Source organism: Streptomyces sp. IBSBF 3136, assembly GCF_036815105.1.
GTDB lineage: Bacteria > Actinomycetota > Actinomycetes > Streptomycetales > Streptomycetaceae > Streptomyces.
The window spans coordinates 42,900-56,084 of sequence record NZ_JAJSZC010000021.1; the positions used below are offsets into that span (position 1 = coordinate 42,900).

At 72.5% G+C, this 13,185-nt stretch carries 10 protein-coding genes; 3 read left to right on the forward strand and 7 right to left on the reverse strand.

The genetic code is table 11. From position 1 onward, the window contains the following. Positions 1 to 22: 22 nt before the first annotated feature. The gene (locus V7E45_RS07325) at positions 23 to 1,051 is read right to left on the reverse strand and encodes an oxidoreductase (RefSeq protein WP_333773259.1); all 1,029 of its coding nucleotides are present in this window, start codon (positions 1,049 to 1,051) and stop codon (positions 23 to 25) included. Positions 1,052 to 1,141: 90 nt separating this feature from the next. Between V7E45_RS07325 and V7E45_RS07330 the strand changes: the two genes are divergently transcribed. Next, the gene (locus V7E45_RS07330) at positions 1,142 to 2,050 is read left to right on the forward strand and encodes an FAD-dependent oxidoreductase (RefSeq protein WP_443055968.1); all 909 of its coding nucleotides are present in this window, start codon (positions 1,142 to 1,144) and stop codon (positions 2,048 to 2,050) included. A gap of 92 nt (positions 2,051 to 2,142) precedes the next feature. Here V7E45_RS07330 and V7E45_RS07335 read toward each other — a convergent pair whose 3' ends face one another. Continuing rightward, positions 2,143 to 4,095 (reverse strand): Xaa-Pro dipeptidyl-peptidase, encoded by a 1,953-nt coding sequence (locus tag V7E45_RS07335; RefSeq protein WP_333773261.1) that lies wholly within the window; start codon positions 4,093 to 4,095, stop codon positions 2,143 to 2,145. A 171-nt stretch (positions 4,096 to 4,266) separates the two neighbouring features. Here V7E45_RS07335 and V7E45_RS07340 point away from each other — a divergent pair, with 171 nt between their 5' ends. Beyond that, the gene (locus V7E45_RS07340; protein ID WP_333773262.1) at positions 4,267 to 5,760 is read left to right on the forward strand and encodes a M1 family metallopeptidase; all 1,494 of its coding nucleotides are present in this window, start codon (positions 4,267 to 4,269) and stop codon (positions 5,758 to 5,760) included. Between the two features lie 12 nt (positions 5,761 to 5,772). On the opposite strand, the gene V7E45_RS07345 is transcribed toward V7E45_RS07340, so the two are convergent. The 3 genes from V7E45_RS07345 to V7E45_RS07355 all read right to left on the reverse strand — a co-directional run bounded on the left by V7E45_RS07345 (position 5,773) and on the right by V7E45_RS07355 (position 8,725). Further along, positions 5,773 to 6,690 (reverse strand): PfkB family carbohydrate kinase, encoded by a 918-nt coding sequence (locus V7E45_RS07345; protein ID WP_333773263.1) that lies wholly within the window; start codon positions 6,688 to 6,690, stop codon positions 5,773 to 5,775. Beyond that, entirely contained in the window at positions 6,687 to 7,175 is a 489-nt protein-coding gene (locus tag V7E45_RS07350) for a macro domain-containing protein (protein ID WP_333773273.1), read from the reverse strand. The genes V7E45_RS07345 and V7E45_RS07350 overlap by 4 nt, the downstream gene beginning before the upstream one ends. A 74-nt stretch (positions 7,176 to 7,249) precedes the next feature. Continuing rightward, the gene (locus V7E45_RS07355; RefSeq protein WP_333773265.1) at positions 7,250 to 8,725 is read right to left on the reverse strand and encodes an amino acid permease; all 1,476 of its coding nucleotides are present in this window, start codon (positions 8,723 to 8,725) and stop codon (positions 7,250 to 7,252) included. Between the two features lie 233 nt (positions 8,726 to 8,958). Here V7E45_RS07355 and V7E45_RS07360 point away from each other — a divergent pair, with 233 nt between their 5' ends. Next, positions 8,959 to 9,666 carry a MerR family transcriptional regulator gene (locus tag V7E45_RS07360; protein ID WP_333773266.1) on the forward strand — a complete coding sequence of 236 codons (708 nt, stop codon included), beginning with the start codon at positions 8,959 to 8,961 and terminating at the stop codon, positions 9,664 to 9,666. On the opposite strand, the gene V7E45_RS07365 is transcribed toward V7E45_RS07360, so the two are convergent. Together V7E45_RS07365 and V7E45_RS07370 are read right to left on the reverse strand one after the other, a co-directional pair. Continuing rightward, entirely contained in the window at positions 9,652 to 11,835 is a 2,184-nt protein-coding gene (locus V7E45_RS07365) for a 3-hydroxyacyl-CoA dehydrogenase NAD-binding domain-containing protein (RefSeq protein ID WP_333773267.1), read from the reverse strand. The two genes, V7E45_RS07360 and V7E45_RS07365, sit on opposite strands and share 15 nt — an antisense overlap. Positions 11,836 to 11,876: 41 nt before the next feature. Further along, positions 11,877 to 13,091 carry an acetyl-CoA C-acetyltransferase gene (locus V7E45_RS07370; protein ID WP_333773268.1) on the reverse strand — a complete coding sequence of 405 codons (1,215 nt, stop codon included), beginning with the start codon at positions 13,089 to 13,091 and terminating at the stop codon, positions 11,877 to 11,879. Between the last annotated feature and the right edge of the window lie 94 nt (positions 13,092 to 13,185).

Below are 13,185 nucleotides of genomic sequence, written 5' to 3' on the forward strand. Positions count from 1 at the left end.
GCGGGTGCCGGGGGCCGTCCCGCTACCGGCTCTCCATGGCCCGCACCAGCACGCTGCCCGGGGTCCGGGCCACCACGAAGGACTCCCCCTTCACCGCCGCGGGGTCCAGCGGGATGCGATGGTGGCCGGGCTCCAGGACGCCGTCGAAGATCTCGTGGGTGTGGGTGCGGTGCAGGCGGTCCAGGCGGTAGGCCGTGACCCGGACCCGGCACGGCGAGGTCACGTCGACGCCGGCCTCGCCGCCCGCGGCGGCCAGGGCTGTCAGCCGACGCCGCGCGAGCGGGCTGCGGTCCAGGGCGTGCTCGATCTGCGCGACGAGCAGCGGGACGATCGGGGCGAGGCCGTCCACCTCGGCGACCTCCACCCCGGCCCGCTCGAACGCCGCACGGACGGCGACCCGTTCGGTCTCGCCGACCGCGCGCCCGAAGGCCACGGCGCCGTAGCCGCGCAGTTCCTCGGCGGGGACGCCGCGGGCGTCCTGGGCGATGTCGGCACCCACACCGATGGGGCGCAGCGCGGCGGCGAGCCGGGCGAGGACGGCCACCCGGGCGCCGATCAGCAGGACCCGGCGGAGCGCGGGCGGGGCGCCGGCGTCCTCGATCAGCGCGGCGAGGGCTGCGCGGTACCCGGGCCCGTCGAAGCGGAACGGCCCTGTGCCGTGGTAGCCGTTGCGTACGAGGTCGACGTGGTCGTCGGTCTGCCAGGCGAAGTCGCGCCAGATGTAGTCGTCCCCGTCCCGCTCGATGACGGCGGTCACCGCGCCGCAGCCCAGGTCCGCGCACTCGGGGCAGCCGTAGATCACGAACCGGCCGTCCGGGAGCGGCGCGGCGGCCTCCAGCAGCAGGCAGCGCACCTGGGCGGTGAAGACGGCGGGCGGGACGTCGGAGGCGAGCGGGGAGACGGCGTCCAGGTCGGAGAGCTGGAACAGCAGCGGGCGCCCGTCCACGACGAAGTCCACGAAGTCACGGTGGACCTGGTAGCCACCGTCGGCGAGCACACCGCCGGCGCGTGTCGCCGGTGCCAGGCCGAAGGTCGCGTATGCGGCAGACATGCTGTGAGTATCCCCACACCAGGACGGATGTGAGCGCTGCGTGACATGTTCCGTTAGCGTCCTCGCGTGGAGCGCGAGTCGAGTGACGAAGTGATCGTGGTCGGCAGCGGGGTCGTCGGGCTGACGACGGCCGTGGTGCTGGCCGAGTCGGGCCACCGGGTGTCGGTGTGGGCCCGGGAGCCCGCCGAGCGCACCACCTCGGCGGTCGCCGGCGGACTGTGGTGGCCGTACCGGATCGAGCCCGAGCCGCTGGTCGGCGCGTGGGCGCTGGAGACCCTCCGGGTGTACGAGGGGCTGGCGGACCGCTCGGCCCGGACGGGCGTACGCCTGGTCGAGGGCGTACACCGCGGGGCCCGGCTGGACGAGCTGGGTGAGTGGGCGGGCCGGGTGCCGGGGCTGCGCGCGGTCGCCGACGGGCTGGTGGCACGGCTGCCGTTGATCGACATGCCGGCCCATCTGGCCTGGCTGCGGGGGAGGTTGGCGCGGGCGGGCGGCACGGTCCGGGAGCGGGAGGTCACGGACCTGGCCGCCGTCCCCGCCGGCGTGGTGGTCAACTGCACCGGCCTGGACGCCCGTTCGCTGGTGCCGGACCCGGCGGTGCGTCCGGTGCGCGGGCAGCTCGTCCTGGTGGAGAACCCGGGGATCACGACCTGGTTCACGTCCGTGGACCACTCCTCGGACACCTCGACCTACTTCTTCCCGCAGCCGGACGGACTGGTCCTCGGCGGTACGGCGGAGGAGGGCGCCTGGTCGCCGGAGCCGGACCCGGCGACCGCCGCGGCGATCGTCGAGCGGTGCGCGGCGGTGCGGCCGGAGATCGCCGGTGCGCGGGTGCTGGCACACCGGGTCGGCCTCAGGCCCGCCCGCGACGCCGTACGCCTGGACCGGCAGTCCCTGCCGGGCGGCCGGGTCCTGGTGCACAACTACGGCCACGGCGGCGCCGGCGTCACCGTGGCCTGGGGCTGCGCCCGGGAGGCGGCGGCCCTGGCGACACGGTGAGCCGCCGCCCCGGGCCCGCCGGGGGTTGAGCGAGAGGTGCCGTGCGGGGCGGACGGCCCCGTGGGGGTCGCCCGCCCGGCAGGCTCCGGAACTCAGCTCGCCGGAAGACGGCGGCCGGAGGGCGTCGCGCGTACGCCGTCCAGCGGCCGCGGGGCGGGAGCGGCCGAGGTGGCGCCCGGGACCGCGGACGTGAACGCCGGGGCTCCGCCGACCAGCGGGAGGCGGGCCGTCGTGCGGGACAGGTCCAGGGTGAGGGTCGGTCGGGTGGCCGGCGGGTCGATCAGGTCCTTGTCCGTGCCGGCGACGATCAGCGCGAGCCGGTGGCCCTTCGGGATTACGTGGTCGGTGGCCGCCAGGTCGAGGGTCATGGTGTAGGCCCTGCCCGGGGTGAGCGGGACGCCCTTGCCGAGCGAGGCGTAGTGGCCGAGGTCGGCCCAGCCCCGGCTGAACACGGTGTAGTCGACGTGGGCCGTCTTCGCCCGGGTCTCCTTGTAGCAGGAGCTGTCCCCGGCCGTGCTCCGTCCCCAGCACGTGCGGTCGGTGAGCGTGGTGATGCCCTCGCCGCCGTCGGCGTAGTCGCGGATCGTGTCCGGGCCGACGTCCACCAGCACGGCGGACAGGTGGGCCGATGAGGTGCTCGGGGTGGCGGTCACGGTCACCCGGGAGGAGCCGGACAGCCGCAGGTCGCGGGTGAGGGGCGGGGTGAGGAAGCCGGCCTTCTCGGGGGTGGCCGTGGTGAGCCGGCCGGCCCAGTCGGTCTCGCTCAGCCGGGGGTCGTCGGTGAAGGTCTCGGTGCCGGTCGCCCGGCCGCGGCCCAGGGTGCCGACGCCGGCCGTGGTGCCGGGGGCCGGGTGCAGGGTGGTGGTCCGGGTGCCGTGCGGCGGCCAGACCCTGCTGGTGACCCACTGGTCGGGGTGGCGTTCGACGTCGGCCATCGGCTCGCGGTCGATGCCGTTGTCGTAGCCGAGGAGTTCGTGGTCGAACCAGCGGTGCAGGGTGTCGACCCAGGCGCCGCGACGGTAGTCGAAGGGGTCGACGTGGCCGGTCTGGGAGAGCCAGATCTTGCGCTTCACGCCGTGCTTCGCGAGGGCGTCCCACCACTGGCCGAAGTGCTTGGTGCGCACGTTCAGGTCCTGCATGCCGTGCACGAGGAACACGCTGGCCCGCACCTTGGCCGCGTCCGCGACGTAGTTCCGCCCGGTCCACAGCGGGGTCCAGTCGCCGGTGCGCGGGCTGCCGTCGGCGAGCCGCTTCTGCACGGCCGCGCAGTGCGCCCGGGCGGTGTCGCTCTCGACGTAGCCGGCCAGTTCGTCGGGGCCGCCGTCGTACAGCGGGGCTCCTTGCGCGAAGTAGTAGTCGTACCAGGAGGAGATGGCGCTGATCGGGACGATGGTCCGCAGTCCCTTCACGCCGGTGGCGGCGACGCCGTTGGCGATCGTGCCGTCCCAGCTCTTGCCGATCATGCCGGTGCGGCCGTTGGTCCAGGTCGCCTTGACGGTCCTCGTGCCGGTCCGGGTGGTGTACGCCCTGGCACGCCCGTTCAGCCAGTCGACGACGGCCTTGGCCGACCGGACGTCGGACCGGCCGCCCACGTCCACGCAGCCGTCGGACCGGTCGGTGCCGGCGAGGTCGACGCCGACGAAGGCGTAGCCGCGGGGAACGAAGTAGTTGTCGTAGTAGAGCGGCATTCCGACGACGTGACCGTGCGTGTCGTACGTCTTGACCTGGCTCTCGTTGCCCCGTCCGCAGCAGGAGTAGTACGGGCTGGCATCCATGATCACCGGCACTTTGCGGCCCTGACGGGCCGGTTCGGAGGGCCGGACGATGTCCGCGGCGACGCGGTCCTCGTGGCCGTCGCCGTCCTCGTCGAGGCCGGTGCCCACCCACACCGACTCGCGGACGGCGTGCGCGTACGAGTAGACGGGCCGGCTCTCGCGGGGTGGCGCGGCCTGTGCGGCCACGGGGGTGAGGAAGGCGGCCAGCAGGGCGGTGACGGCCGCGGTGGCGAACGCTCTCCAGATCGTGAAGCGCGTGCGTATCGGCATGCGCGGACGGTACTCCGGTCAACTCCCGTACAGAAGAGGGCTTTACGGCACCCACGTGGCTCGTGACGGCTGAATGGCGATCGTGTGACGGCGGTGGTCATGGACAGCCGGGGGTCACAGCGACTCAATAGGCTCCGAACAGACTTCCTGTCCCGACGACTTGGAGCTGACGTGCACCGCAGAATCATCGCGCCGGGCGCACTCGCGGCGGCCTCCCTGCTGCTGGCGATCCCGGCATCGGCCGCGACCCCCTCCCCCGGCGCGCCGGGCATCGGCGACCCCTACTACCCGTACTACGGCAACGGCGGCTACGACGTCTCGCACTACGACCTGCGGCTGCGCTACCAGCCGAGGACTGACGAACTGGAGGGCACGGCGACGATCCAGGCGCGGACCACGCAGGACCTCTCCAGCTTCGACCTGGACTTCCTGCTGGACGTGAGCGAGGTCCGGGTCAACGGCGCCAGGGCCGCGTTCACCCACTCCCAGCAGCACGAACTGGTCGTCACCCCGAAGACGCCGCTGGCCGAGGGGACCACGGCCACCGTCGTCGTCCGCTACAGCGGGGTGCCGTCGACGAAGAGCGCCTACGGTTTCACCGCCTGGCACCGCACCCCGGACGGCGCGGTGGCCGCCGACGAGCCCGAGTCCGCCTGGTGGTGGTTCCCGAGCAACGACCACCCCAGCGACAAGGCCACCTACGACGTGTCGGTGGCCGTGCCGGACGGCACCCAGGCCATCTCCAACGGCACCCTGCAGTCCACCGTCTCCAAGCTCGGCTGGACCCGCTACACCTGGCGGCAGACCAAGCCGCAGGCGACCTATCTGGCCACCCTCGCGCTGGGCGGGTTCGACATCACCACCGGCACCTCCGAGGGCGGGGTGCCGGTGATCAACGCCTACAGCAAGGACCTCGGCGACAACGACGGGGCCGCACGAGCGAGCGTCGAGCGCACCGGGGAGATCGTCGACTGGCTGAGCGGCTACTTCGGGCCGTACCCGTTCGCCTCAGCGGGCGGTTACGTGCCGAACACCACCACCGGGTACGCGCTGGAGACCCAGACCCGCGTCTACTACAGCCCGAAGCAGTTCGCGAACGGCTCCAACACCTCGGTGGTCGTGCACGAGTTGGCCCACCAGTGGTACGGCGACGACGTGTCGCTCAAGCGCTGGAAGGACATCTGGATCAACGAGGGCTTCGCCAGGTACGCGCAGTGGCTGTGGTCCGAGCACGAGGGCGAGGGCACCACCCAGGAACTCGCCGACTACGTGTACGACTCGCACCCGGCCGGCGACGCGTTCTGGACCGTACGGCCCGGCGACCCGGGCCCGGACGGCCAGTTCGACATCGCCGTCTACGACCGGGGTGCGCTCGCCATCCAGGCCCTGCGCAACAAGGTCGGCGACAAGGCGTTCTTCGCCATTCTGAAGGGCTGGCCCCGCGACCACGCGTACGGCAACGCCTCGGTGGCAGACTTCCGCAGGTACGCCGAGCGCGTGTCCGGGCAGAAGCTGACCGCGCTGTTCGACACCTGGCTGTTCCAGCCGGTCAGGCCGGCCGCCTCGGCGGCTCGCGCCGCCGCGCTCGCGAAGGCGGGCACGGCGGTGGCCCAGCCGCGGTCGTGGAAGCGGATCGCGGCGACGGACGACGTGCACGGCCGCTGACGCCCGGGCGGCTCACACCGCCGACCGGGCCGCCCCCGCCAGCAGTTCGTCCCGGCCCACCGCCGCCGCCCGGGTGGCCGGGACCGTGCAGGCGTACGCCCCGGCGACCGCGCCGAACCGGGCACATCGGGCGGGCGTCCGGCCGGTGAGGCGGCCGTAGAGGAACGCGGCGGCGAAGGCGTCGCCCGCGCCGTTGGAGTCGACCACCGGCGCGGGCGGCGGCACGGCCGGTATCCGGGTCAGCTCGCCGTCCGCGAGCAGGTGCGCGCCCTCGGCGCCCGCGGTGGCGACGACCACCTCGGCCCGGCCGCGCTCCGCGATGCGCCGCATGGTCCGCTCCGGGTCGGGCAGCGCGGCGGCGGACAGGAAGACGACGTCCGCGGCGAGCGCGAACGGCTCGTGGTACGGGTTCTCGCCGTCCCAGTCGTGCAGGTCGGTCGAGAGGGGCACGCCCGTCCCGGCCAGCACGGGCAGGGCCTCGGCGCAGGGCTGGGTGATCGTCACGTGCACGTGCCGGCCCGCTCGGGCCAGGCCGCGCAGCAGCTCCCGCGGGAAGCGGTCGCCGGGGTGGGAGCGGCTGGTGTCGTACAGGGACAGCCGGCGGCCGTCGGGGCCGACGAGGTTGACCGCGCGCTTGGTCCCGGCGGGCTGCGGCAGGGCGGTGAGGCCGATGCCCCGCTCCCGGTGCAGGGCCCGGACGAGGTCGCCCTCGGGGTCGTCGCCGAGCAGGTCGAGGTGGTGGGTGCGCAGGCCGAGCGCGGCCAGGCCCACGGAGACGAAGTCGCCGGTCTGGCCCGCGCGGGTGCGGATCCCCGAGTCGATCATGTAGCTGTCGGCGTACGGGAGCGGCAGCTCCGGGACGTGCACGATCGTGTCGACCCCCGCTCCGCCCAGCACCAGCACGTCGTGGGCCCCTGCCTGTGCGGTCATCCCGCGCCCTCCCCGTGGTCGTAGACCGTCACCGCGACACCGCGCTCCACGAGCCGCTCCCTCACGAGCGGCTCGACGCGGGACCATCTGCCGCCCGCCAGACCGCAGCCTATGCGGGGCATGTGCACGGAGGCGCCCCGTTCCACCGCTTCGTCCGCGAGCCGGCCGAGTGCGGCGTCGATCGCCTCGTAACGGACCGGGACGCCCTTGCTGCCGGTCCGGACCCCGCGCTGGCCGATCATGTTCGCGACCCACAGGCGCGGGCCGACCTCGACGAGCTGGACGGCGCCCAGCCCGAAGTCGTTCCCCGCGCGGCCCCGGTGCCAGGCGCGGTAGGCGGCCTCGGGTTCCGGCCAGCGCCGGGAGAGCGCGAGGACGAAGCCCCTGCCCCAGCCGCCGATGTCGTTGCAGACATGGGCGATGACCTTGGGCCCCTTGGCGAACGGGGCGGTGGCGTCACCCTGGAGGTACGTGATCTGCGTGATCTCCGGCATGACGCCACCGTAGGCGGTGCCACTGACAGTGGCGGCGGGTCACGGCGGCGGGCCGCCGCCGGGGGCTACTCGGCGTCCGGGGACATCCGGGACAGCTCCCGCTCGGTGTTCCGGGACACCTGGCGGCGTACCGCGAACCAGCCGGCGACCAGCATGACGGCGAGCACCGGGATGAGGAGCAGCGTCTTGCGGCCGACCTCGGGGTCGTTCCACATCATGCCGAGGCAGACCAGCAGGAACACGATCGTGGCGATCTCCGTGACCGGGCTGAACCTCAGCCGGAAGTTCGGCCGGGTCACCAGGCCCGCGCGGGCGCGGCGGACGAACAGCATGTGGCAGAGCATGATGATCACCCAGGTGCTGATGATGCCGAGGGAGGCGACGTTCAGCACGATCTCGAAGGCCTGGCTGGGCATGAGGTAGTTCAGGCCGACGCCCAGCACGCAGACCGCGCAGGTCAGCAGGATGCCACCGTAGGGGACCTGGCTGCGGTTCATGCGGGCGGTGAACTTCGGCGCGGACCCGGCCATGGCCATGGAGCGCAGGATGCGGCCGGTGGAGTACAGGCCGGAGTTCAGCGAGGACATCGCGGCGGTCAGCACGACCAGGTTCATCACGTCACCGGCCGCCGGAACACCGATCTTGGACAGCACCGTCACGAACGGGCTCTCGTCGGCGGAGTAGACCGAACCGGGCAGCAGCAGCGCGAGCAGCACGACCGAGCCGACGTAGAACAGGCCCACGCGCCACATGATCGAGTTCACCGCGCGCGGGACGACCTTCTCCGGCTCGGCGGTCTCGCCGGCGGCGACGCCGACCAGTTCGAGGGCGGCGTACGCGAAGATCACGCCCTGCATGACCAGGACGACCGGCATCACACCGTGCGGGAAGACGCCGCCGCTGCCGGTGATGACGCTCATGCCGGGGGTGTGGCCGCCGACCTTGTGCTGGGTGGCCAGCAGGAAAATGCTGATCAGCATGAAGCCGACGATGGTCGCGACCTTGATGATCGCGAACCAGAACTCCATCTCGCCGAAGATCTTCACCGAGATCAGGTTCACCGTGAGCACCACCGCGAGGGCGATCAGCGCCAGCACCCACTGCGGGACGGAGGTGAACATGCTCCAGTAGTGCGTGTAGAGCGCGATCGCGGTGATGTCGGCGATGCCGGTGGTCGACCAGTTCAGGAAGTACATCCAGCCGGCGACGTAGGCGCCCTTCTCACCCAGGAACTCACGGGCGTACGAGACGAAGGACCCGGAGGACGGGCGGTACAGGACCAGCTCACCGAGGGCGCGGACGACGAAGAAGGCGAAGACGCCGCAGACGAGGTACGCCAGGGCGAGCGCGGGGCCCGCGTTGTGCAGCCGGCCACCGGCGCCCAGGAGGAGTCCGGTACCGATGGCGCCGCCGATGGCGATCATGTTGACGTGGCGGGCCTTGAGGTCCTTGCTGTAGCCGGCGTCGCCCGCGTCCGCGGGGGTCCCGGCCGCCCGGTCACGAGCGGCGGTCTGCGCCGGTTCCACGGCTTTGTTGCTCACGGGTGGTTCCACTTCCTGGTGCGCCCGGGCCTCGTGGGCCCGGGGGTCGTACAGGGCTCGGCCCGCACCACCTCTGGTGTGCGCGGCACAGACCAAGGCAGCACTTTCGCAGACAATTCCCAGGTCACGCGGTAATCGGAGTCACAGAGCGTCGCTTCTCACACGACCCGCACACGCCGCACACGACTCACCACGGGTGTCACAGCACTGGTGAGACAGCGATACTGCTGCACATGACGACCGATGCCGGGGAGCCCACCCTCACGATCGACGAGCTGGCCGCGCGGACGGGCGTCACGGTGCGCACGGTCCGCTTCTACGGCAGCAAGGGCCTGCTTCCGCCGCCGGTGATCGGACCGCGCCGGGTGGGGCACTACGGGCCGGGACACGTGGCCCGGCTGGCCCTCATCGAGGAGCTGCGGCAGCAGGGCATGACGCTGGCCGCGATCGAGCGCTACCTGCGGCAGCTGCCGGCCGGCCTCACCCCGGACGACCTCGCCATCCACCGGGCGGTGGTCGCGTCCTGGGCGCCGGAGGCCGTCGAGACGGTGTCCCGCCGGGAGCTCGAACGGCGGGCCGGGCGGCCGCTGGGCGAGGAGGAGGTGGAGCGCCTCGCGGCGATGAACGTGGTGGGCCCCGCGGACGACGGCACGTTCCGGGTGGACGCGGGGCTGCTCCGCCTCGGCGTCCAGCTCCTCGACGTGCCGCTGTCGCAGGAGACCATCCTCGCGGCGCGCAAGGTGCTCATCGAGCACTCGCGCGCCGCGGCCCACGAGCTGTCCCAGCTCCTGCGCGGCGAGGTGGCCGAGCGCGCCACCCAGGACGTGCGGTCCCTGTCGGCGCACATGCAGCCGCTGGTGGTACAGGCCCTGCTGACCACGTTCCAGCGGTCGCTGCGGGAGGAGCTGGGCGAGTGGCTCACCGGGTCACGAACGGACTGAGTCGCCGAACGTCTCCCCCTTCTCGGCCTTCTCGACCAGCAGCGCGGGCGGCGTGAACCGGTCGCCGTAGGTCTGCGCCAGTTCGCGGGCGCGGGCCACGAAGCCGGCGGCCCCGCCCTCGTAGCCGTTGATGTACTGGAGCACGCCGCCGGTCCAGCCGGGGAAGCCGATGCCGAGGATGGAGCCGATGTTGGCGTCGGCGACGGAGGTCAGCACGCCCTCCTCCAGCAGGCGTACGGTGTCGAGCGCCTCGGCGAAGAGCATCCGCTCCTGCATGTCGCGGAACGGGATCCGGTGTCCGGGCCGGGTGAAGTGCTCGCGCAGGCCGGGCCAGAGACCGGCGCGCCCGCCGTCCTCCGCGTAGTCGTAGAAGCCGGCGCCGCCGCTGCGGCCGGTGCGGCCGAACTCGTCGACGAGCCGGTCGATGACCGCCTCCGCCGGGTGCGCGGTCCAGGTGCCGCCCGCCTCCTCCACGGCCCGCCTCGACTCGTTGCGGATCTTGCGCGGGAGGGTGAGGGTCAGCTCGTCCATCAGGGAGAGGACCTTGGCCGGGTAGCCGGCCTGGGCGGCGGCCTGCTCGACGGAGGCGGGCTCGATGCCCTCGCCGACCATGGCGACGCCCTCGTTGATGAAGTGGCCGATCACCCGGGAGGTGAAGAAGCCGCGCGAGTCGTTGACGACGATCGGTGTCTTGTTGATCTGCCGGACCAGGTCGAAGGCCCGGGCGAGGGCCTCGTCGCCGGTCCGCTCGCCCTTGATGATCTCCACCAGCGGCATCTTGTCGACGGGCGAGAAGAAGTGCAGTCCGATGAAGTCGGCCTGGCGCTCCACGCCCTCGGCGAGCGCGGTGATGGGCAGCGTGGAGGTGTTGGAGCACAGCAGCGCGTCGGGTGCGACGACCGACTCGATCTCCTGGAACACCTTGTGCTTGAGCGTGGTGTCCTCGAAGACGGCCTCGATCACCGCGTCGCAGCCCGCGAGGTCGGCGACGTCGGCGCTCGGGGTGATCCGGGCGAGGAGCGCGTCGGCCTTCTGCCGGCTGGTGCGGCCCCGGGAGACGGCCTTGGCGCACAGCTTCTCGGAGTAGCCCTTGCCCTTGAGGGCCGCCTCCAGGGAGACGTCCTTGAGGACGACCTCGATGCCCGCGCGGGCGCACGAGTAGGCGATGCCGGCGCCCATCATGCCGGCGCCGAGGACGGCGACCTTGCGGACCTGGCGGGGCTCGACGCCCTGGGGGCGGTTCGCGCCGGAGTTGACGGCCTGGAGGTCGAAGAAGAACGCCTGGATCATGTTCTTCGAGGTCTGCCCGGCGGCCAGCTCCACGAAGTAGCGGGCCTCGATGACCTGTGCGGTCTCGAAGTCGACCTGGGAGCCCTCGACGGCGGCGGCCAGGATGTTGCGCGGCGCCGGATAGGGCGCGCCGCCCGTCTGCTTGCGCAGGGTGGCCGGGAAGGCGGGCAGGTTGGCGGCGAACTTGGGGTTGGCCGGGGTCCCGCCGGGGATGCGGTAGCCGGGCCGGTCCCAGGGCTGCTGGGACTCGGGGTTGGCGTCGATGAAGGCGCGGGCCTTGGCGAGCAGTTCCTCGGGCGTGGCGGCGACCTCGTGGACGAGGCCGTTCTCCCGGGCACGGTGGGCGTTGTACTGCTGGCCCTGGAGGAGCACCTTGAGCAGGGCGTCGGCGATGCCCAGCAGCCGTACCGTGCGGACGACCCCGCCGCCGCCGGGGAGCAGGCCGAGGGTGACCTCGGGACAGCCGATCCGGGTGCCTGAGGTGTCGAGGGCGACGCGGTGGTGGCAGGCGAGGGCCAGCTCGAAGCCGCCGCCGAGGGCCGCGCCGTTGATCGCGGCGACGACGGGCTTGCCGAGGGTCTCGATGCGGCGCAGGTTGCGCTTGAGGGCGAGGCCGCCGTCGAACAGTTCCTGGGCGGTCTCGGGCGTGACCCGGATCAGGTCGCGCAGGTCGCCGCCCGCGAAGAAGGTCTTCTTCGCCGAGGTGAGGATGACGCCGCGGATCGAGTCCCGCTCGGCCTCCAGCCGGTCGGTGATCGCGGCGAGGGAGTCGCGGAACGCCTGGTTCATGGTGTTCGCGGACTGGTTCGGGTCGTCCAGGACGAGGGTGACGACCCCGGTGTCGTCCTGTTCCCAGCGGATGGTGGTGCTCTCGGTCATGACAGTCGTCTCCGTTGAAGTCGTGGGGGTCCGCTGGGAGGTCAGATGCGCTCGACGATGGTGGCGATGCCCATGCCGCCGCCGACGCACAGGGTGGCGAGGCCGTAGCGCTTGTCCTGGCGCTCCAGCTCGTCGATGAGCGAGCCGAGGATCATCGCGCCGGTCGCGCCGAGCGGGTGGCCGAGCGCGATGGCGCCGCCGTTGACGTTGACCTTGTCCAGGGACAGGCCCATGTCCTTGGCGAAGCGCAGCACGACCGCGGCGAACGCCTCGTTGATCTCGACCAGATCGATGTCGTCGATGGTCAGGCCGGCCTTGGCGAGGGCCTTGCGGGCGGCGGGGGCGGGACCGGTGAGCATGATGGTCGGCTCGGAGCCGGAGACGGCGGCGGCGACGATCCGTGCGCGCGGGGTCAGGCCGTGGCGCTCGCCGACCTCCCTGGAGCCGATCGCGACGAGCGAGGCGCCGTCGACGATGCCGGAGGAGTTGCCCGCGTGGTGGACGTGGTCGATCTTCTCCACCCAGTGGTACTTCTGCAGCGCGACCGCGTCGAAGCCGCCGAGCTCGCCGATGTCCGCGAACGACGGCTTGAGCTTGGCGAGGGAGTCGGCGGTGGTGCCCGGGCGCACGTGCTCGTCGTGGTCGAGGACGACCAGGCCGCTGCGGTCCTTCACGGGGACCACCGAGCGGTCGAAGCGGCCCTCCTTCCAGGCGGTGGCGGCGCGCTCCTGGGACAGGGCCGCGTACTCGTCGACGTCCCGGCGGGTGAAGCCCTCGACGGTGGCGATGAGGTCGGCGCCGATGCCCTGCGGGACGAAGTCGACCGACAGGTTGGTCATCGGGTCGTTGAACCAGGCGCCGCCGTCGGAGGCCATCGGCACGCGGGACATGGACTCCACGCCGCCGGCCAGCACCAGGTCCTCCCAGCCCGAGCGGACCTTCATGGCGGCCATGTTGACGGCTTCAAGGCCGGAGGCACAGAAGCGGTTCTCCTGCACGCCGGCGACCGTGTCGGGCAGGCCGGCGGCGATCGCGGCGATCCGGGCGATGTCGGAGCCCTGGTCGCCGACCGGGCCGACGACGCCCAGCACGATGTCGTCGATCGCGGCCGGGTCGAGGCCCGGGAAGCGGTCGCGGATCTCGTGGATGAGACCGACGACCAGGTCGATGGGCTTCGTGCCGTGCAGGGCGCCGTTCGCCTTGCCGCGGCCGCGCGGGGTGCGGATCGCGTCGTACACGTACGCTTCGGTGCTCACTGGTGTGCCTTTCGGGAGGGTGGGCCGAGCCGGGTCGGTCGCCGAGGGCTGAGGGTCGTTGAGGGCCGGGTGGCCGGGGCCGGGTCGTCGGGGC